Source organism: Gordonia sp. ABKF26 (genome assembly GCF_041103195.1).
Taxonomy (GTDB): domain Bacteria; phylum Actinomycetota; class Actinomycetes; order Mycobacteriales; family Mycobacteriaceae; genus Gordonia; species Gordonia terrae.
The window spans coordinates 5,428,213-5,447,636 of the sequence record NZ_JBGCVZ010000003.1 but is presented as its reverse complement, the minus strand read 5'-3'; the positions used below and the strand labels follow the sequence as shown (position 1 = coordinate 5,447,636).

Annotated in this window: 17 protein-coding genes, 1 tRNA gene and 2 pseudogenes; 6 read left to right on the top strand and 14 right to left on the bottom strand. The window is 64.9% G+C overall.

Annotated features, from left to right (window positions below; genetic code table 11):
* Positions 1-95 precede the first annotated feature (95 nt).
* The 3 genes and pseudogenes from AB4Z55_RS25305 to AB4Z55_RS25295 all read left to right on the top strand — a co-directional run.
* Positions 96-659, top strand: a pseudogene (locus tag AB4Z55_RS25305) (mitomycin antibiotics/polyketide fumonisin biosynthesis protein); the annotation flags it as partial.
* 151 nt (positions 660-810) lie between these two features.
* A complete protein-coding gene (locus AB4Z55_RS25300; protein WP_006358292.1) occupies positions 811-2,118 on the top strand; it encodes an ISL3 family transposase in 1,308 nt (435 codons plus the stop codon).
* A gap of 12 nt (positions 2,119-2,130) precedes the next feature.
* Positions 2,131-2,304: pseudogene (locus AB4Z55_RS25295) on the top strand (mitomycin antibiotics/polyketide fumonisin biosynthesis protein); the annotation flags it as partial.
* A gap of 13 nt (positions 2,305-2,317) precedes the next feature.
* Here the strand turns inward: AB4Z55_RS25295 and AB4Z55_RS25290 are convergent.
* The 10 genes from AB4Z55_RS25290 to AB4Z55_RS25245 form a co-directional block, all read right to left on the bottom strand.
* Complete coding sequence (locus AB4Z55_RS25290; RefSeq protein WP_369520893.1) at positions 2,318-3,487, bottom strand: hypothetical protein; 1,170 nt, start codon at positions 3,485-3,487, stop codon at positions 2,318-2,320.
* Between the two features lie 76 nt (positions 3,488-3,563).
* Complete coding sequence (locus tag AB4Z55_RS25285) at positions 3,564-4,865, bottom strand: lipopolysaccharide biosynthesis protein (protein WP_369520892.1); 1,302 nt, start codon at positions 4,863-4,865, stop codon at positions 3,564-3,566.
* A complete protein-coding gene (locus AB4Z55_RS25280) occupies positions 4,862-5,857 on the bottom strand; it encodes a glycosyltransferase family 2 protein (protein ID WP_369520891.1) in 996 nt (331 codons plus the stop codon). The genes AB4Z55_RS25285 and AB4Z55_RS25280 overlap by 4 nt, the downstream gene beginning before the upstream one ends.
* 26 nt (positions 5,858-5,883) lie before the next feature.
* Positions 5,884-6,717 carry a family 16 glycosylhydrolase gene (locus AB4Z55_RS25275; protein ID WP_369520890.1) on the bottom strand — a complete coding sequence of 278 codons (834 nt, stop codon included), beginning with the start codon at positions 6,715-6,717 and terminating at the stop codon, positions 5,884-5,886.
* Positions 6,714-6,908: a hypothetical protein gene (locus AB4Z55_RS25270; protein WP_369520889.1), complete on the bottom strand. Its 195-nt coding sequence runs from the start codon at positions 6,906-6,908 to the stop codon at positions 6,714-6,716. The genes AB4Z55_RS25275 and AB4Z55_RS25270 overlap by 4 nt, the downstream gene beginning before the upstream one ends.
* Positions 6,905-9,118 carry a hypothetical protein gene (locus AB4Z55_RS25265; RefSeq protein ID WP_369520888.1) on the bottom strand — a complete coding sequence of 738 codons (2,214 nt, stop codon included), beginning with the start codon at positions 9,116-9,118 and terminating at the stop codon, positions 6,905-6,907. The genes AB4Z55_RS25270 and AB4Z55_RS25265 overlap by 4 nt, the downstream gene beginning before the upstream one ends.
* 6 nt (positions 9,119-9,124) lie before the next feature.
* Positions 9,125-10,306, bottom strand: coding sequence for a DegT/DnrJ/EryC1/StrS family aminotransferase (locus AB4Z55_RS25260; protein WP_369520887.1), 1,182 nt, complete (start codon positions 10,304-10,306; stop codon positions 9,125-9,127).
* Complete coding sequence (gene rfbF / locus AB4Z55_RS25255) at positions 10,303-11,070, bottom strand: glucose-1-phosphate cytidylyltransferase (RefSeq protein WP_369520886.1); 768 nt, start codon at positions 11,068-11,070, stop codon at positions 10,303-10,305. The genes AB4Z55_RS25260 and rfbF overlap by 4 nt, the downstream gene beginning before the upstream one ends.
* A gap of 6 nt (positions 11,071-11,076) precedes the next feature.
* The gene (locus AB4Z55_RS25250) at positions 11,077-12,102 is read right to left on the bottom strand and encodes an NAD-dependent epimerase/dehydratase family protein (RefSeq protein WP_369520885.1); all 1,026 of its coding nucleotides are present in this window, start codon (positions 12,100-12,102) and stop codon (positions 11,077-11,079) included.
* A complete protein-coding gene (locus tag AB4Z55_RS25245) occupies positions 12,099-13,124 on the bottom strand; it encodes a glycosyltransferase family 4 protein (protein ID WP_369521060.1) in 1,026 nt (341 codons plus the stop codon). The genes AB4Z55_RS25250 and AB4Z55_RS25245 overlap by 4 nt, the downstream gene beginning before the upstream one ends.
* Between AB4Z55_RS25245 and AB4Z55_RS25240 the strand changes: the two genes are divergently transcribed.
* On the top strand, positions 13,047-13,223 hold the full coding sequence (locus AB4Z55_RS25240) for a hypothetical protein (RefSeq protein ID WP_369521069.1): 177 nt from the start codon (positions 13,047-13,049) through the stop codon (positions 13,221-13,223). The two genes, AB4Z55_RS25245 and AB4Z55_RS25240, sit on opposite strands and share 78 nt — an antisense overlap.
* Here AB4Z55_RS25240 and AB4Z55_RS25235 read toward each other — a convergent pair.
* From AB4Z55_RS25235 to AB4Z55_RS25220, 4 genes are all read right to left on the bottom strand, one after another.
* A complete protein-coding gene (locus AB4Z55_RS25235) occupies positions 13,208-14,065 on the bottom strand; it encodes a glycosyltransferase family 2 protein (RefSeq protein WP_369520884.1) in 858 nt (285 codons plus the stop codon). The genes AB4Z55_RS25240 and AB4Z55_RS25235 overlap by 16 nt on opposite strands.
* A gap of 889 nt (positions 14,066-14,954) precedes the next feature.
* Positions 14,955-15,030: transfer RNA gene (locus AB4Z55_RS25230), tRNA-Thr, on the bottom strand.
* Between the two features lie 100 nt (positions 15,031-15,130).
* Positions 15,131-15,982 carry an esterase/lipase family protein gene (locus tag AB4Z55_RS25225; protein WP_369520883.1) on the bottom strand — a complete coding sequence of 284 codons (852 nt, stop codon included), beginning with the start codon at positions 15,980-15,982 and terminating at the stop codon, positions 15,131-15,133.
* A 47-nt stretch (positions 15,983-16,029) separates the two neighbouring features.
* Positions 16,030-16,611: a hypothetical protein gene (locus AB4Z55_RS25220; protein ID WP_369520882.1), complete on the bottom strand. Its 582-nt coding sequence runs from the start codon at positions 16,609-16,611 to the stop codon at positions 16,030-16,032.
* A gap of 220 nt (positions 16,612-16,831) precedes the next feature.
* Between AB4Z55_RS25220 and AB4Z55_RS25215 the strand changes: the two genes are divergently transcribed.
* Together AB4Z55_RS25215 and AB4Z55_RS25210 are read left to right on the top strand one after the other, a co-directional pair.
* The gene (locus tag AB4Z55_RS25215; protein ID WP_369520881.1) at positions 16,832-17,710 is read left to right on the top strand and encodes a hypothetical protein; all 879 of its coding nucleotides are present in this window, start codon (positions 16,832-16,834) and stop codon (positions 17,708-17,710) included.
* A gap of 44 nt (positions 17,711-17,754) precedes the next feature.
* The gene (locus tag AB4Z55_RS25210) at positions 17,755-18,960 is read left to right on the top strand and encodes a hypothetical protein (RefSeq protein ID WP_369520880.1); all 1,206 of its coding nucleotides are present in this window, start codon (positions 17,755-17,757) and stop codon (positions 18,958-18,960) included.
* The last annotated feature ends 464 nt before the right edge of the window (positions 18,961-19,424 follow it).

Sequence of the window (19,424 nt, the reverse complement as noted above, 5' to 3'; positions counted from 1 at the left end):
TTCGTCGGTGTGACAACGACGGCGTTCGCTCATGACGGCCGGGCCGGATGGGAAAACCGCTCGCGCCGGGACGTGATCGATGCGACGCTGCGACGATGGCCGACCCCAACCCGTCCATCGCCGAGACCTTCATCGAGAACGGCTTCGTCAAGATCGAGCGTCCGTCATTGCGGAGCACGGCAGACCGTGCGCGGGCGGGTCTGTGGGCGCAACTGGGGTTGTCCGAGGACGACTCCGCGGGCTGGACCGAACCGGTGCGCTGGGCGTCGGACATGGTGGGCGTCGGCCCATTCGGAGTGCTCGCCAACAGCGCGGAGCTGACCGAGGCGCTCGACGCGATCTGCGGCGTCGGTGGGTGGACGCCCCGGGGCGCCCTGGGCAACATCCCGGTCCGCTTTCCGCTGCCGCCGACGGTCGATGACCGTGGCTGGCACATCGACGCCAACACGCCGCGCGAGGACGGGTCATGGGTGGTGAGCCGACGCCCCCATACCGTGTTGATCCTGACCCTGCTGTCCGAGGTCGGGCCGACCGATGCGCCGACCCGAATTCGGCTGGGATCGCACCGCGATGCCGTCGATGTCCTCACCGACGACGGGCAGAGTCCGTTCGACGTCGGCCCGTCGGTCGATGCGGCGAGCCGTGACCGCCCGATTGCCGGCTCTTCCTGATTGACGGTGCGTAGAACGGGTTCTACCGGGCACAAGATGTAGGTCGGGTTCGGCGGCGGCGAGCCGGGGATGCGGGCGGGTCCTGTGGTGTGAAGATGAAAGCCCCTACACCTCATCACTCACACCGACAGGACCCTCGTTGCAGCGTAGCGCCATTGCCGACACGATTTGCCGCACGATCGAACTCGGGGTGACGATCACCGATGCCGCTCTCGACGGCGAGGATCGCACACACCTGTTCTGCGAGGTCTTGGCCCCGAAGAGTAGCTGCCCGAGGTGCGAGCGGGCGGGTCGGTTGCGTGATCATGTCGATCGTGAGGTGGCAGATCTACCGATCGTGGGCCATCCGACCCGGTTGCATCTGAGGGTGCCGCGCTACGCCTGCGAGAACGGCGCGTGTGGTCAGGGCATCTTTCGCGCCGACATCTCGGCGATCGTCGCGCCGCGCGCGGCGGTGACGCGCCGCACGATCGCGTGGATTCTTCGGCGGATGATTCTGGACAAGATGAGCGTCTCTGCGGTCGCCGCGTCGGTCGGGTTGGGCTGGAACACCGTGAATGCCCTCGCGTTGCAGGCGGCGCGTACGGTGGCTTCGGCGCCTGGCCGACTCGACGGTGTCAGGGTTCTCGGTGTTGATGAGCACAAGTGGAAACATGTTCGCGGCAATGGTGATTCGAGTTTCGTGACCGTGCTGGTCGACCTCACACCGATTGTGGATGGGACCGGGTCGGCGCGCTTGCTGGATATGGTGGGCGGCCGGTCCAAAGCGGCGTTGAAGGACTGGCTCGATGCCCGCGATGACTCCTTTCGGGACCGGATCCGGGTGGTCACCATGGACGGATTCACCGGGTATCGCACCGCGACCGCCGAGGCATTGGATAAGGCGCGGGCGGTGATGGACCCGTTCCACGTGGTCCATCTGGCCGCCGAGAAGCTCACAGTGTGTCGTCAACGCGTGCAACACGATACGTGTGGGCACCGCGGCCGCACGGGTGATCCGCTCTACGGTATCCGCCGACCACTGCTGACCCGGATCGCGTTGCTGACAGACAAGCAGAAGGCCCGGCTACGTAGCGGGTTGGAGGCTCACGAGGAGCACGTGGCCGTCTCGGTCACCTACGCGATCTACCAAGAGCTGATCAACGCCTACGGCCAGGAGAACAAGCGTGACGGCAAGATCGCGATGTACAAGCTGCTCAAACGGATTCATACCGGCGTTCCGTCCGGGCTGGCAGAGTTGGCCCAACTCGGCCGATCATTATGGGCGCGGCGTGCCGAGATCTTGGCCTACTTCGACACCGGCGCCTCCAACGGACCCGTCGAAGCGATCAACGGCCGCCTGGAACACCTCCGCGGGATCGCGTTGGGCTTCCGCAACCTCAACCACTACATCTTGCGGTCACTCATCCACTCCGGCGGCCTCGCACAACACCTCGACGCACTCTGAATCAGGAAGAGCCCGATTGCCTTCGCGACCGGCAACCCGGGTGACGTCTACGTGGTCCATCCGTTCACGGTGCACGCGGCCGACGAACATCGCGGCGCCACACCGCGATTCATGGCCCAGGGGCCGGTGATGCTTGCCTCGCCGTTGTCGGCGGACTCGGCCGGGCCACTCGCGTGCGTGTTCTGAGGCCGACGATGAACTAGGCGGTGGAATCCGCCGACTCGCTGCCGGAATTGTCGCCATCGGAACGGTCACTCGAGTCGGAGTCGTCGTCCGATCCCGAACCGCTGCCACCCGCCGGATCTCCCGACCCCGGGTCGCCGGACTCACCGGGCCGGCTGTCGTCGACCTGCTCACCCGACTGCGAGTCGGTATCGGCGTCGGCGCCACCGTCCTCGCGCTCGGTCGGCGTGTCCGCACTGCTGTCGACATCGGTGTCGTGCACCGTCTCTCGATCCACCCGCCGTGGTTCCACTTCTTCCCGAGGCGACTCGACATCGGAACCCCCGTCAGAGGAGGTCTCGGTCTCGCGAGTCCCGGTGTTCGGCTCGATGGGCCGGCCGCGGGGCGGTTCCGTGGTGCCCGACTCGCCGCGGGGGTCGGGATCGGTGCGTGGCGTCTCGACAGGCGAGTCGGTTCGTGGGGTGCCGCTGTCGCGACCCAGTGACTTCAGGAGCGCGGAGACGAGCGGGATGGTCTCGAGCCAGACCCGGATGCTCCACGGCCCCCGCGGATCCGACACCAGGACGATGACCGGTCCATCGGTGTCGGTCGGAGGTGGAGGCGTCAGGCTGGTGTTGCCGTCGGTCTCGCCCGGGCCGCCGGAGGCCTGGGGGTCGCCGGTGTAGACGACGAACGGGCTGTTCGCGTCCAGTCCGGCGATGACGGTCATCACCGCCAAGTTCTGTTGCACCGCACGCTCTTTGGTCTCGTCGTCGAGCTCCGTCGACAACACGGTGCGGGTCATGGGGCCGCTGGCGATGATCGGACCGACTGACTGCGGGTGGTCGATGACCAGTATCCGAGGCGCGCCGGCGACGGGCAGTTCGCGCGCGGTGGCCGCGCCGGGATCGGTCGGCAGCGATACGGCAGGCGTGTGCGGCGTGGTGTTCACGACGACGGACGGCGGGGCCGGGTTCGGGCCGAGCGGGGTGGTGAGTTGCTGCGCAGCGACCTGGACAGTGGCGGGTGCGGCGAGGGCGTGGACCAGGGTGGTGGCGTTGATCGACGCGACTGCCGTCGGGATCACCGTGAAAAGCGCAAGTGCGGCGAGAGTGAGGGAGGTGCCGGCGACACCCGGGGGTCGTCGAAGAGGACCGCCGCCGTCGTTGTCGACGGCGCGGTGCGTGCCGCGCCGATGTGATGCCACCCCTGGGTCCCCTCTTTGTCGATCAGATAGTAGAGCATGCGCGGGTGGCATGGTGTCGTCTGAATGAAGCAACCGCTCACGGACTCCGACGACACCGTGGCCACAGCCGCAACGCAGGCACGACGCCGAAGCGGCGGGAGAGATCCCATACTGCGACCCCGCTGAGCTGCAGTGAGCTCACGACGAGCCCCATACATGCTCCGATGCTGCCCCACTCGTGAATGAGGAACAGCGTCAGGGGAAACGAGATCGCGAACACCGTGACGTTCCATCTCAGAATGGTCTTGGTGTCCATTGCCGCACGCAGTACCGACATCCAGATCGAATACGGCACCCGGAGTACCGCACCCAGTGAGAGCAGGCAGAGACAGGTGATGAACTCCCGGGTGGAGTACGCGCTCCCGAAGATCTTCCCCACGACAGGTGAGGCGAGGCCCAGCGCTATGGCTCCACCGAAGACGAGAAGCTGCGAGACCGACCAGATCCGGCGAAGGTGTCCGACAAGTGCTCCAGGGTCGCGCGCCATGTGCGCGGTGAGTGCAGAACCGACGCCGTCTGGTACGAAATCGAGTACCTGGGCAACAGCCAGCGCGAGGGCGACGGTTGCCCCTGGGATCGGCCCGGCAACCCAGGTCGACAGAAATGGCAGCACCAGGATGAGCCCGAATGACGTTGTACTGGCGACGCCGTCGCGGACGGCGAAGACGCCGAGGCTGCGTCGATCGAGCCGATTGTCTGCGGCGCGGGGCTTCTCGCGGACTGTGCACCGTCGCAGAATGCCGGGCACGACGACGAGGAAGACCACCGCTGCGCTCACTGCCGCCGGGACAACCGTCGCCCACAGCGCACTGAGGGCGACCGCGTTGGCCAGAGCGCACACGATTGCCACTTTCAACGCCACGGCCATTACGTTCACCGCGGGCAGCCACCGCGTTCCGTGCAGGCCGACCAGGGCGGCATCCTTCAGCACGAAGAGCGCCATCGCGATCGAGCCGGACGAGACGAGCAGCGCGGAAGCGAGGCGGCCACCGATCAGGTCGCTCGCGATGAACCCGCCGGCCCCGCCCAGAATGCAGGCACCCGCGGTGGTGAGGCCCAGACCGTCGATGAGACGGGTGGTGCGTCGGCATCCGGGCGCGGACAGCATCGCCTTGAATGCGCTCCCCGATCCGTACGCCGTCACGGTTCCTATCGCCGTGACGAGCGAGATCAAGGCTGTCTGTACGCCGAGGTCGTGCGGCGGTATCACTCGAGCCGCCACCACCCAGAAGATCATCCCGGAGGTCGCGGTGACGAAGTAGGTCAGCACGATCGAGATGGAATCGTCTGTGAGGCTGCGCGATCCGGATGATGATGATCGCCGGTTCACGGTGGTCACGGGTGGTCCCCTGTAGGCCTGACCCGGTGGAGGCCGTCGACGAGCAGCGCGTACAGGTAGCCGGTGCCTGCGGCGACGACTGTCGACGCCAGTACGGCGGCCCGTGACATCCCCCCGGGCTCGGATCGTCGTGTGTACGGCGAAAAGCCCTGATGGACATATCGATACATAGCGACGGGAACCGTGGACATGAGATACGAGCGTTCGGTGCTCGTGGCGTCGCCCGGTCCGACCAGCCGCGCGATCTGCCTCTTCGACATACCCTCGCCGAACGACCGGCGGAGGACGTAACCGACGCGGGCCCTGTCTGGACTCACGCGGTGTCGCACGCGCATGTCGGGATCGAACGTGATCTTCGCGGCCGGGTCATACCGCGACATCCGGATGCACAACTCGGTCTCTTCGCACCCCACCGGGCGGGTGCCCACCCGACCGAGGTCGGTGTCGAACCCGCCGACGTCGAGGAGCAGCCGACGCCGGAACGACATGTTGCACCCCATGAGATTACGGACGGGTGCAGGCACGGTCGGCAAGCCGGCGTAACTGCATCCGACCGTCCAGTCACATTCCGGAGGAAACCATCGAGGTCGGGCATCGGGCCAGATGGGTTCGGCGTATCCGCCCACCGCGGCGAGGTCGGGATCGTCGAAGTGCCCGAAAAGCCGTTGTCGCCATTGGGGTTCGACCGCGGCATCATCATCGACGAACGCGATGACCCGGCCCGAGGCGAGACGGGTGCCGCAGTTCCGGGCGCCGGAGAGGCCGCGCCTGTCGTTGTTGGCCACCACCCAGATGAGGGGTTTCAGAGACGATTCGAATTCACCCCTGGCCAGGCCGAACAGCTCTTCGTTGTGGTCGATGACCACGATGAGTTCGTCGTCGCCGGTCAGTTCGCGCTCGGCGGCGTTGACCGAGCTGATCAGGTCAGCCCATCGATCGGTGGTGTACGCGCAGATCACCACCGACAACGTGTCGATCGATCGACTGTCCATCAGAGTCCTGTTCCGTCCAGTGTGTGTCACTTCTGGTACGACCACACCGCGGCCCAGTCCACGAGAATCCGGCCGCGACTGTTCCCCGCGCCCCTTGTCTCCGACTGCAGCTGCCACCTCATCGGCGTGGCCGGTACCCACTTCGTGCTGTCGAGGACGACGGCGCCGTCGAGGAGGTACCGCACCCGTCCCGGTGTCCACTCGATCGTGTACGTGTGCCAGTCGGTGAACCGGGCGCCGATGTCGCGAGCCGCGATCTTGCAACCGACGCATGAGCCATCACCGGCGAAATGCTGGTAACCGCCGACTGTTCTCGTCAGCCATCCTTCGGGGAAGTCGAGCTCGCCGTCCTGCGGCCACCGCTCCGATTGCGGCCACAGGAGCCAGGCGACGTAGTACTCGTCGAGGTCCGGGCTGTCCACCCGCATCCGGACCGAGTACCGCCCGTAGACCTGGTACTGACTTCCGTTGGCGAGCACGGGGGATGGGTTGGCGCCCGCCGGCAACCCGTCGACGTTGTGCAGGTCGAAGATGAGGTGGCCGTCGTCGACGCTCAATACCTCATCCGCTCGGTAGGGACGGCGGTCGAACGTGTCCAGGTAGCAGCGCGGATAGGTCAACCATTGCTGGCCTTGCGCTCCGGTGTACACGACGTCGTAGGGGGAACACTCATTGGCCCAGCTACCCACGGGTGCATCACGATCGAAGTCGTCGACGAACACCTGCTCCCAACCGGGGAGGTCACCGCCGGGCGCGCCCCGCGCCGGTGTGGCACCGCATGCGGCGATCGGGGCCAGGAGGATGAGCACGAGTAGTTGTAGGGCTGTCCGCCAGGGGTTTCGAGCTGGGCTGCGTGTCATGTCCGATCCACCATGTAGAGCAGTGCCGAGGCGCATGCGATTGCCGAGGTCGACAGGCTCGCGGCGAGCACGAGCCGCGAGACGCGGTCGGAGGTGGCTTCACCCCGTGGGTCCACCTGATGCTCTCGCCGAACAGTGGCGACGACGAAGAACACTGCGGCCGAGATGAACAGCACGATCGTCACGGTCATGGTGTCGCCTCCAGGTCGAGGTGACGTGCTCCGGCGCGTGCCAACACGTGGACCTCTCCATCGTCGTAGAGGGAGGCGAATCCGTTACGGCGCACCAGGAGGTCGAGCTGTCGCGCGATCTCATCGGGAGTGACTCCGTAGCGGTATCGCAACAGTTTGACGTCCTGGGCGGAGACGATCAGGTAGTCGATGTCCTGAGCCGCGGTACATTCCGCCAACTCGCGTTGCTCGGCAATGCATGATGCGCCGATGTCGTAGGCTCTCGGGAGACCGATGATCGAGCCCTGCCCCCAGTAGGCGACCGACATCGGGGGCGCCTGGGCGACAAGCGCATCCGCGACCTGAACGGTCTCCGGTCGCGAGCTCTCGAAGGATGTGTTGAGTCCGCGATTGGACACCCCCAGCACGGCGACGCCGAACATCAGCGCAACAGTGCCGATTGTCAGCACGGCGGCGGGAACTCGTGCGAAGCCCCCGAGCCGTGTGACCGAGCCGACGCCGATGATCGCACCCAACGCGGCGAGTACGGGTGACGAGTAGAGGAAACAGCGGACGATGACCTCCCCGCCGTAGCTCTGCACGATGACGAGCAGGAAAGGGGCGAGGGCGATGACCGCCAACGGTGCACGGAATCGGCTGTTGCCGAGCCGGAACCATCCGATCGTGGCCAGGACGAAGAGCAGCAGGGTGCCGCCGATCCTGAGGTACTGCATCCGGCCATAGACCGGGTCACCCGTGATCCGTTCGGACACTCCCGAATTGATGCTCGCCGTGATGTCGCCGATCTCGCCCAGGATCTGGTCGAGATGTCCGAGCCAGTACCCGCTGGCCCCGAAGGTGAACCACGCGCTGAAGACCAGCAGCGCACCGAGCCAGAGCAACTTGTGACGGGTCGCTCCCAACAGGGCCAGACCGGCAAGTGCCCCGATCGTCACCATGGGGGTGAGTTGGTGACTGACAACCATGGCGGCCAGCAGGACGATCACGATCGCCTCGACCGCATACTCGAACCCTCGGCTCCGACCATGCGGCCGTCCCGGTGTTCGTCGCCACGTGCACCAGGACCCGGCGCGTGGCAGGGGCGAGTGCCGGAGCTCCCAGATCAGCAGAGCGATGATGGTGACGTACAGCTGCATCGCGACTGCCTGCGGGGCGAAATAGTCCTGCTGGTACCAGTTGAAGAGGATGTAGATCGTGACGGTCGCCCAACCGACGCGCGCACTCCCCGACAGGCTGTGTCCCAGTGCGAACAGCGGGAACATCATCAGGATTCCGAACACCAACGAAGCGCTGGTGAGAAACACCATGCTGTCGTCGAGACCACCGGTTTGCATGACCTGGGCGGCTCCCGCGAAGAATCCGCTCCAGCTGACCCGACCGTCGACTGCGGGCGGCAGCGCGCCGAGCCCGGAGACCCAGTTGGTGAGAAATCGGTGAACAAATGCCGTGGGAAACGTGGGTGCGCCGGTGGACCACGCGACCGGCATGCTCAAGTACACGACGAGCAGCACGTTCGCGGCGGCGAGTGTGGGCGGATGTAACCGGCGGCGCCGGTACTCGCGGAACAGTACCGCGCAGAGCGTCAGCAGACCGGCCAGGTAATCGAATCCGAGGAGCGGTACGAGCCCGTACACCCCGGCCTGCTCCGGGCGCAGACGGAAGATCGAGACCACGAAGACGGCCGAGGACGCGGTCAGGAGCGCCACGGTGGTCCGATCGCAGGTCCGGATGGACTCGCGCACAGCCGTGCCCGACATGAGCAGGTCGCTTCGGAGTCGGGAAACCGGCCGCGGACACCGTGTACTGAGGAGCGCCCCGGTGGCGACCCCCGAGACGACAAGGATGACGCCCTGTTGGAGCAGGGGGTCCCAGAACCCGACGAGGAGCGACACCATCGATACGATGATGTTGGTACTCAACGACAGTGCGATCGCGACGCCGGCGAGCAGTCCATTGTTCGGTAACCGCAGCAGAGTTGCGATGGGGAGCCCGGGAAGCACCAGTGCCACGGACACCACCACCGCGACGCGGACTCCCATCGGCAGCAAAGACACGATGCCCGTCGTGGCCAGTATCGACATCGCCAGCGACCCCGCGATGGCGACAACCGAGATCAGCGCGACGATCGACGATGTCAGGGAGTCCCTCGGGTGCGAGGACGCCGGCCTCGGAGCCGGTTGCGCGTCCTGGCGATCGAGTTGGTGGGTCACGCCCGCCTACCCGGTAGCACGAGCCGACTCGATCGACGGCCGGTAGAAGGCACGCACCCCGGACACGACCCGGTCGAGGTCGGCCCTGGACATGTACGAGTGCAGCGGAAGGGTCACGACGCGGTCGGCCGCGGCCTCGGTCACGGAGAGGTCGCCGCGCCGGCTGTTGCGGTAGTAGCTGAACCCGTGCGCACCCTGGAAGTGGATGCCGGTTGCGACTCCGAGTGACTTCAGATGTTCTACCAGCGCGGCACGTTCGGTACCGTCACCAACCCGGATCACGTAGATGTACGGTGCCACGCCGACCCAATCGGTCTCGAACAACTCGATCTCGGTGATGTCGGCAAGAGCCGAATCGTAGAAGCGACAGTAGCTTTGCCGATTGGCGATGAACTCGTCGACCCTCGCGAGCTGCGTGAGGCCGATTGCGGCCGGCACCGCACCGAGGTGGCATCGATAGCCCTGACGGACGACGTCGAAATCCCAGTTGCGTTGGTTCCGGTAGCGCGCATCAGTGTCGGAGTCGATACCGAGGTGCCTCAGCTCACGTAAGACCTGCATGTCAGCGGGATCAGACGTTACGATCGCGCCGCCTTCGAGCGTCGTGATCATCTTCACCGGGCCGAAGCTGAAACATGTGATGTCGCCGTGTGATCCGATCCGCCTGCCGGCCCGGACGGTGCCGAAAGCGTGCGCCGCATCCTCGATGACACGCAGCCCGTGCTCGTCCGCGATCGCCATCAACTCGTCGAGGTCGCACGGGAAGCCGAGATAATCGACGACCAGGATCGCCTTGGTGCGGGCAGTGATGAGCTCGCGAACCCGTTCGGGATCGATGTTGAGGTGGCGCGGTTCGACATCACAGAACACCACCTCGGCGCCGGTCCGGGTGATCGCCTGATGGCCCGCCACGTAGGTGAAGGCCGGACAGATCACTTCGTCGGACGGGCCGAGCCCGATGAGACGGGCGGCCAGGTGAAGCGCCTCGGTGCACGAGTTCGTGGCGACGACAGGACGTTCGGAGAGCCCTAGGTAGTCTCCGACGGCCTCTTCGAACTGCCGGCTCAATGCGCCCATGCCCAGCCACCCGGTCGCGAGGGCGTCCACTGCGGCCTGCTGGACGTCCTCGCCCAGATAGGGGCGGTACAGCGGCACCGTCTCGAGGCCTCGCCCCGTCGTTGTCGTCACGACCAGCACCTCCACGGTGCTTCGCCGCGCTCCCACAGGTCGTTGAGAAAGACCTTGTCCCAGATCGTGTCCATCCCGCGCCAGAAGCCGTGATGCTGGTATGCCGAGAGTTGTCCTTCGGCGGAGAGGGTCGCGAGCGGCTCCTTCTCCAGCAGGGTTGCGTCGCCGGCGATGTAGTCGAGGATCTTCGGTGACGAGACGAAGAATCCACCGTTGATCCAACCGCTGCTGCCTTGGGGCTTCTCGACGAATCGTGTCTGCGGCGAGGAGATGTCCAGCGTGCCGAAGCGCCCGGGCGGCTGTACCGCGGACACGGTCGCGATTGACCCTGACATCTCATGGTGCGCAACGACTTTGCGTATGTCGATATCGGCGACACCGTCGCCGTAAGTGAAGGAGAAGGTCTCGTCACCGATGTGCTCGCGTGCGCGCAGCAGCCGCCCACCGGTCATCGTGTCGAGGCCGGTGTCGAGGAGGGTGACACGCCATGGCTCGCCCTTCGACGAAAGGTTCTCGATCGCACCGGTACCGAGGTTCACGGTGACATCACTCGCATGCAAGAAGTAGTTCGCGAAGAACTCCTTGATCATGTAGCCCTTGTAGCCGAGCAAGACGACGAAATCGGTGATTCCGGCGGCCGCGTAGATCTGCATGATGTGCCAGATGATCGGACGTCCGCCGATCTCGACCATGGGTTTGGGGCGATCGATGGACTCTTCACTGATCCGGGTTCCCCTGCCTCCGGCAAGGATCACAGCTTTCACGGCGGATCACTCCTTCCATCGCAGATCGTGGTCGAGCGCTTCGCTGTCGAGTAGCTCGCGTAGAGCTCGCAGACGCACGAAATCGCTTCCGCCGAACCGGTCGGCACTCAAACCCTCGTCGACGTACGCGGCATAGATCTCCGCGATACCCGTTGCCAGGGTCCACTGAGGGGAGTAACCCGGTAGCGAGGTCTCGATCTTGGTGAAATCGACGACGTAGTTACGGATGTCGGCGCCGCCCTCGTCTGCGAAGGTCAGCTCGCAGTTCGGCACGATGTCGGCGACCATCTTGGCGACGTCGCGAATCTGATGATTCTCGTTCGTGCGGCCGACATTGAAGACCTCGTTGTGCACGGCGTCGGGCGGAGATCTGAGTACTACGACCATCGCGTGCGCGATGTCGCGAACGTGAACCAGCGGGCGCCAGGCCTCCCCGTTGCTCGTCAGCAGGACTCGTCCGGAGGTGACGGCGTGACCGACGAGATTGTTCACCACGACGTCTGTACGGAGGCGACGAGATATCCCGTATGCCGTGGCATTTCGAAGGAACGTCGGGCAGAAGCGATCGTCCGCCAATGGCCTGATCGCCTCTTCGGCGCGGATCTTTGATTCACCGTACGGAGTGACCGCGGTCATGTGTGCGTCCTCGGCGACCGCTCCGTCCGACCCGCTTCCGTAGAGGCTGCAGGACGACGAGAACACGAACCGCTCGACGCCGGCGGCTTTGGCGAGGCGGGCCAGCGTCAGACTGGCGCCGAGGTTGATGTCATAGGTGAGCTGCGGGTTGAGTTCGCTCACCGGGTCGTTGGACAGTGCGGCGAGGTGGACGACGGCCTCGAAACCGGCCAGGTGGCGCTGCGTGATGTCGCGGATGTCCATGCGAATGGCCGGTACCGCCACGGGTTTCGATCCGAAGTCGCGCCCGTGAAAGTAGTCGGTGTCGAGTCCGACGACATCGTGCCCCGCGGCGATCAGCATGGGGACCAGCTCGGCTCCGATGTAGCCGAGATGGCCGGTGACGAGAACTTTCATCGCAGCCCTCCGGCCGGTTGATCGACCTGACGCCATGGCGGCACCTGCCGAAATGCCGGATCTATTCCGGCGTAGACACTTTCGATATTCGATGTCATTCGCGACTCGGTGTAGTCGTCAGCGGTGACAAACGAATTCTCCGACATTGTCTGCCAACGGTCCTGGTCTCCCAGCACGGAATCGAGAATCTCGGCGTGACCCGCGGCCGGGGAGTCGAGAAGTACACCACACGAACCCGCGGCGACGATGTGCGCGATCTCGCCGCAGGGTGTTGTAGCCACAGGTGTGCCGCTGGCGAGGGCTTCGAGCGCTGACAGTGGTAACCCCTCCCAGCGCGAGGTGAGTAGGAATACCCGTGAATCCGAAACCCTTTCGCGTGTGTGCGTGTGGGTGTCGCCGATACTCACCTCGACAACGTCATCGAGATCGAGTTCCCGACGTCGTCGGAGAAACGCCTCTTGTAGCGGTCCCGGACCGGGCGCGATCCACAGGCATCTGAGTGTGTCGCGTCGTCCCGAAAGACTCTTCACCAGTTCGAGGAACAGGAGCGGGTCCTTTTGCTCGTCGAACCTCGCTACGTTCACGAGATCGTAGGACCGGTGTCCATAGCTTCGGGGCGTCTCGTCCAGCTTTCGTACTCCGTTGTTCACCACTGATATCTGGTGTGCAGACAGGTGCGGATACGCCGCGAGCAGCGACGTCTTGACGACGGTCGACACCGCAACGATCCGCGGGGTTCGATACGAGACCGTGGTGTGATCGGTGAGGATGTTGTGTACGTGTTCGATTGTGCGAGTGCGTCGCCCGAGGACGGCGCTGATGTAACCGAGGAATCGCTGCTGGCAGTGGATGACATCGGCAGCACGCACCGTTCGCAGAGCTGCAGGACCCGGAAGGCGGTGCGTCCGGATGCCCGAGTCGCCGAGCCGGTGGTCCCACTCGCCATGGGCGAGAGAGATGACCGCGACCTGATGACCCTCGCCGACCAGGTGCGTGACGAGTTGGAGGACGAAGTGGCTCACCCCACCTGGACTCATCCGATCGGTCATGACCACGATCCGCCGTCGCCGGACTTCGGCATTGTCGACACCCATGGTGTCCTCGCTCAACCGGCCGCGTGATGCGAGGGCGGATGGACATCATCGGGACCATGCGCGTCGGGCCGTTTTGTGGACGTACTCTTGCCATTCCGCGCCCGCCAGACGGTTCCGAGGACGCGTCTACCGTCACTGACCGCGTGTAAGTTGGAATATCCGGTGCGACGCGGCATTTCAACGCTCGGAACCTCGGCGATCCGAAGCCCCGCCTGGACGGCGCGAACAGTCATCTCCGCCTCGATCTCGAAGCCGGTCGCCTCCAGATCGAGCAGATCGAGGTACCGGCGATGAAAGGCGCAGAAGCCGTAGCACAAGTCGGTCAGGTCGGTTCTGTACAGACTGTTGAAGAACGCGAGTAGCCCCTGATTGCCCAGGCGCCGAAACCGGGTGATGTCGAGTGACCCGCCGCCACCCATGAATCTCGAGCCCTTGACGAAGTCGAATCCGTTGTCGAGAAAGTGTAGAAAGTGGGGAATCTCTTGTGGGGCCATACTGCCGTCGGCGTCCATCATGACGATGATGTCGCTGACTGCGTAGGCAAATCCGGTCCGCAAGGCGCTGCCTTTTCCGAAGCCGGTCTGTTGGACCACGGTGATGTCGTTCCGGCAGCTCCGTGCGGTGATAATCGTTGCGTCAGTCGAATTTCCATCGACGATTATGATCTCGTCGATGCCCTTGGGTATCTGCTCCAGCACCCAGCCGATGTTGAGCGCCTCGTTGCGAACCGGGATGACCAGGCTCACCGTGTGTCTCGTCGCGCCGCGATCTCGATGTGCGTCCGCTGTCGGTTCGGCCGGAATCGGTTTCGTATTGTGATGTCCTGCAACGGATATGGCTGTGTTGTTGTGTCCGGTCAATTCGATCATGTTGTTCCGATCCCGCGTCTGGTTCGGTCGCCACTCGAGGACGAGACTTCCCCCGGGAAGCGTCGACTGAGCGAGTTGAGCGTTCGCGTGTTCTGAGGTAGAGAGACGGTCGTCTTCCCCGACGACCTGCAAACTGCGTCGGCAGAATTCCTGCAACGAGCCTGGCAGAGTCCCATGTTGACAGGAGTCGCGCTCGGCCTTCGCCCGAGGAGCCGTTCGTCTGGACCAGTCGAACGATCGCGTGTCTGAAGTAGAAGTTGGTCGTCCTCCCCGACGACCTGCAGACAATGCTAGCAGAGGAAGTGCCTGTTCGGCGGGCGTGCGAGGGCGACCGAAGCTGTTTTTCCGGAATAAGGTTGACGTTTTGTAAAGACTGATGCCGCACCGTTATTCGCATGCCGAGCCCATACCTGTTCAGTATGGGAACCAGTGGAGTCGCGATCTTGCACAATGTCCGGCATTCTGGTGCCTATCGCGGACTCGGTTCGTAACGAATGGCTCGTCGCATCCGATGTGTAGCTGCACATCGGATGGATATGCGGAAAGTCCCTGCTGAGCGTCCGATGAAGGTTCGCGCGCGAACGCTCGCATTCATGCGGCGGCGCACATGCGGTTCCACCGTGATCGCATCGGCTCCGCCGACGGGTTTGAGTCCGACTGTTCACAGTGCGGTCGGCGGATCCCCCCGAACCGCCATCAGCGGCCATCGACGGCGTCTGGTGAATTCTCTCGGTACCAGTTGGGTAACGCTCGTCCGGAGACCGTGATCGAGTGCGTCGATGTGCCCGGTTCGGGGTGAACCAGCCGATCGCCCGCGGATGTCGCGGTGTTGCCGACCGGAAGCGCCGGGTTCCGCTGAACATGAGCGTCGAGCCGACGTCTGATCAAGTGGAGCCGCCCAGGGGAATCGAACCCCTGACCTATTCATTACGAGTGAATTGCTCTACCGACTGAGCTAGGGCGGCGTGCTACGCGAGGCAGCGCAGACGAGTCTAGCGAGGGTCGGAGAACGAGCAAAACCCGGGTCGTCGACGCAGGTGGAGCTTCCGTCGAAGTGGATGTCGGTCAGCCCGGGAAGTCCGAGCCGCAGACGACGGGCACCCGGTGATCCGGGTCGAGCGCGTTGCGGACCAGCGCCCCGACGGTCGGGGAGTAGGCCATCCCGACATGACCGATCCTCGACGCCGGGCACACATCCTGGACCAGCGTGTTGGTGATGTTGGGACCCGGCGGCATCAAGGTGAGCACGTACGGAGTCGAGATCTCGTCATACCGCGTCGCGAGGTTCACGTATCCGATCGATGGATGTCTCGGACCCCAATAGCTCTGTCCGGGTGCCCGAGCCGGCAGCCGATCGGTGAGGGAGCCGAGGCGCGAGTAGCCGCGGTTGGACGCGGACAGTCCGACGATCGTGCCCACCTGCGCCGCGCGTCCGGGTATCTGGGTGACAAGCTGGGCGATCGCGCCGCCCTGGCTGTGACCGACGAAGTCGATCTGCTTTGCGCCCGTGGCGCTGAGGACCCGCCCGACGAAGTCCGAGACCGTGCGGGCGGACTGCTCCTTGTTCCTTAGCCCGCCGGTGTTGCCACTCCAACTGGTCTGGCCGTAGGTCAGGCTGAACACGCAATATCCCGCGTTCGCCAGCGTGGGCGCGAGGTACGCCCAGTTGGCGCTCTGGTTCATGGCCGTCGCGTGCAGCAGTACGACGGGGTTGCGTCCGTCACGGTCACGGCAGTCGAAGCGATTGGCGCCGGGAGGCGACTCCAACGCCGGGCTCAGATACCGAGAGGCGATGGCGGTCGCCGCGTCGGTCGTGACCGGGAACGGGGCGGCGTGCGCGGTGCCCGCGGCGAGGCACAGAACTGCGGCCACCACCGCGACGAACGCTGACGTGACTCCGGCTCGGATGCGGTCCATGCAGAGGATTGTGGCCGACCGGACGGTAGGGGCACGGCGTTTCGCCTCTACTGGGCGTCGCGACGGCGGAACTCGACGCCACGCGGCGACAATTCGTACCCGACGACGAGGCTGTCGGTCAGTCCGAGCTTCTTGAGCTTGGTGATGTCCTGCTTCAATCCCGCTCTCTCCCGACCGAGTTCGGCCGCGAGGTCGGTCGACACCACCCCTGGGCGGCGGGCGATGGCGTCGAGCACTTCGCGCGTCCACGGTCCGCGATTGGACCGCGCGTCCATGCGATCGAGGCGGCTCCGGATCTCGTCTACATCGTCGTCGGACAGATCATCATCGGCGCGCAGGGCGATCCGCGGGTCCTCGCCGATGCACCGCAGTCCGATCCGGTACGTCGGGTTCTGGACGTTGACGCACAGGGCAGCGCGGACGTCGTCGGCAGCGTCGTATCCCGCGCGACGTGCTTCGTCGTCCGTGATCCGCTCGGGGTCGACGCGCTGCATCGACGTCACCTCGATCACGTGCGTCAGCGCGATGAAGCTCGAGCCCGGATGTATGCGCGGATCGCCCCATCGCCGGAAGGCGAGGTCGACTGTTCCATCGGCGACCCCGCGAGCAACTGCGGCCGTGAGAAGCACAGTCGCGACCCTAGCGAGCGGGGCGTTTCGGTGCAGGACCTGTGGTCAGGCGCCCGTGTCACCCCTGTGGATGAGAGCTGAGAGGTCCCTGAGAGCTGTTGTAGGGTGACCCGAGGTCAGCGACGGCACTGCCGACGTATTCGGGGGACCCCCTGCGTCGTGCTGTCGTTGAGCGCAACTTCACGACGACGCGATCACCGGCCGGGGGGAGGGATCTTTGGTGCCGCCGCGCGCTCCTGCTCTGTGGTTTCCCGACGTCCCGCCGTGGCCTGCCATCGATGCGACACCCGCCTTCGATCTGGCCGCTCACCTGGCCCGACACCGTTCCGTCGGCCCAGCTCACGCAGCTGCGCAGTCGTCCGGAGTGGTCGTCCTCGAGCGGCCGATGGAGGTTGTCGCGCCGCCGAGCAGGCCGGTGGTCGCCGGACCGGAAGTCATCACGCCACGCGTCCCCTCGGAGCTCGACGTGTTCCTGGCCGAGGCCGAGAAGTCGGTGCGAGCCAAGCGGAAGACCGGATCGGCTGGTCGCGGCGAGAAGTCCCCACGTGTCGGTTCGCCACTGCGAATCGCCGGTGCGGCAGCAGCGATTCTTGTGATTGTGGCCACAGTGTTGGGTGTAGTACTGACCCGCGGTGACGGACCCGAGGCGACGACGGCATCGACGTCGACCAGCGGTGCCACGTCTGCCGGGTTGGCAGCGTCCACATCGCCCGTGGTCCGGGAGCCCGCGTGTACCCAGCGCCCGGTGGGTGCCGGAACCACGGTGTCCGACGGTGACGACGCCGGCAATCAGGAGTCGGGCGCCGGGGCGATCCGTGCCTTCAACCACGCGTATTACGTCCTGCGTTCGGCGAGGGCGGCACGCGCGGTCGCAGCTCCCGGCGCGGTGGCCTCTGAGTACGTCATGCAGCAGTACATCAACCAGCGACCGCTCGGGACCCGGCATTGCTTGACAGTCTCCGACCGCGGACCCGGCGAGTACTCGGTGGTGCTGACCGAACTGCAGCCCGACGCGGCGCCCATCACCTACCGGCAGGTCATCCGCACCACGACCACCGGCGGCAAGTCCTACATCCAGTCCATTCGATCCGTTGAGTGAGTTTCTGCCCGCCACCGCGGGCGTACCAGAGAGGTAGTCGAGTAATGAGTCATGGTCGGGGTCGGCATCGGAAGCGTCGTGTGCCGAGTGGTCCGTTGCTGTCGGTGACGTCGGCGGTGGTCGCGGTGTCGATCACCGCGGGCGCGGGGGCGGCGTTTGCGGTGCCGGAGCAGGGTGGGACCAGTCCGGGTGATTCGGCTCCCGGTCAGGGTGGCACGAGTCCGGGGGATGTGTCTCCGGATGGTGGTGCCGGGGCTGAGGCGACTGTCGAGCCGGTTATGGTTCCGGGTCCGGGCAGTATTCCGGGTCCGCCGGTGGAGGCGCCGTATCAGGCGTACACGGCGCCTGGGTCTTATTCGTATGACGAGCCGTACACGCCGTTGATCAACAATCGGGTGGCTCCGCGGGTTGCTCCGCCGGTTCGGCCGATTGCGCCGCCGCCGGAGAAGATTCGTGTGGGCAACTTCGTCACCGACATCCCGCAGGGCATGTCGAAGCGGGATGTGAACTCGATCAATGCGTGGTCGGCGTATGGCGAGGCCAAGATTGCGCAGGGTCTGATCTCTGCTGGTGTGCCGGAGGACGAGGCGACTCGTCGTGCTGCTGCGACGATCATCGGTGTGATGGCCGGTGGTACCGCGGGTGCTGTCGCGCTTGGTATTCCGTCGGCGGTTGTGGGGGCGGGGGTAGGCGCAGGAGTAGGAGCAGGCATCGGACTAGGTGTGGGGTCCGTGCTCGGATTCGTTAACTTGGTTCCCGCGGTTGGAACCGGTGCCGGTATCGGAGCGGCAGTCGGAGGGATCGGCGCGGGCGCCGCGGGTGCGGCGATTGGTTTCGCTATCGGCGGGACTGCCGGCGGAGCCCTCGCCTACGCACTGGGAGCGGGAGACCCCGGAGCGAACCCAGATGAGCCGTGGCGCCAAAAGCGTCCGCGTCACGCACTTCCGGATGCCAGCGGACCGAACCAGTTCGAGTTTCATCTGTCGGCAGATCACGCACGCCGCTCAGGACTGCCTGCGGTGGACTACGTGGTGAACCACCGTGGCGACGTTGACGCAAAGATCGGAGCCTCGACTTTCAAATGGTCTGGTGTGCAGGCTCGATCGCCGTACGCGGTATTTGGTCCGCACGCTGAGAAGTCGGTTCGTGCCTGGACCCGTTCTCAGTCCGACAGTCTGAAGAACGCAATCCCCGGCGGGGACGTGCTGTGGCCTGCGGAAGCGGCGGGCGCTGATAGGCCCGGACTCTAGCGGTTCGGATATGTTCGCTGTCGTGTGGTCATAAAAGGAGAGTATCGATGAGACGATTGATTGTAGTTTGTTTGGCTGCGCTTGTCGCTTCTGTAGCCACCTTTGCAGGGACTGGAAGTTCACAGTCTGCACCACTCCCACTTCAGTTCGCGGTGCTGGGTGACAACTTTGGGACGATCGGGAACCACTCATTTTGCCGGGGAGCTATCAACGTCCGGCTTTCGGTTCCGAAAGGCAAGAAAGGTGTAGTCCGCGTGACTGCAACTTCCCATGGATTCACTGGAGACGGGCCTGGGTGGAGAAGAAATCCAGTGTGCCGCATGGTTCTTGGCACCGAGTTCATTAGCGCACGTGGGTATCTCGTGCCGAAGTACTCCAACGTCGCATTCGGACCAAAACCCGGAACCAGAGTGGTGCAAGACGTGCACACGGGCTCGGGCCCAGTGGCAATTGAGACTCGGACG

What these genes read in the sequence shown, in the direction of transcription:
- AB4Z55_RS25235 (WP_369520884.1), bottom strand. Translation starts at nt 14,065, where the DNA reads ATGATCGAATTGACCGGACACAACAACACAGCCATATCCGTTGCAGGA.
- AB4Z55_RS25240 (WP_369521069.1), top strand. Translation starts at nt 13,047, where the DNA reads ATGGGCGAGAGAGATGACCGCGACCTGATGACCCTCGCCGACCAGGTG.
- AB4Z55_RS25250 (WP_369520885.1), bottom strand. Translation starts at nt 12,102, where the DNA reads ATGAAAGTTCTCGTCACCGGCCATCTCGGCTACATCGGAGCCGAGCTG.
- AB4Z55_RS25270 (WP_369520889.1), bottom strand. Translation starts at nt 6,908, where the DNA reads ATGACCGTGACGATCGTGCTGTTCATCTCGGCCGCAGTGTTCTTCGTC.
- AB4Z55_RS25210 (WP_369520880.1), top strand. Translation starts at nt 17,755, where the DNA reads ATGAGTCATGGTCGGGGTCGGCATCGGAAGCGTCGTGTGCCGAGTGGT.
- AB4Z55_RS25280 (WP_369520891.1), bottom strand. Translation starts at nt 5,857, where the DNA reads ATGGACAGTCGATCGATCGACACGTTGTCGGTGGTGATCTGCGCGTAC.
- AB4Z55_RS25225 (WP_369520883.1), bottom strand. Translation starts at nt 15,982, where the DNA reads ATGGACCGCATCCGAGCCGGAGTCACGTCAGCGTTCGTCGCGGTGGTG.
- AB4Z55_RS25275 (WP_369520890.1), bottom strand. Translation starts at nt 6,717, where the DNA reads ATGACACGCAGCCCAGCTCGAAACCCCTGGCGGACAGCCCTACAACTA.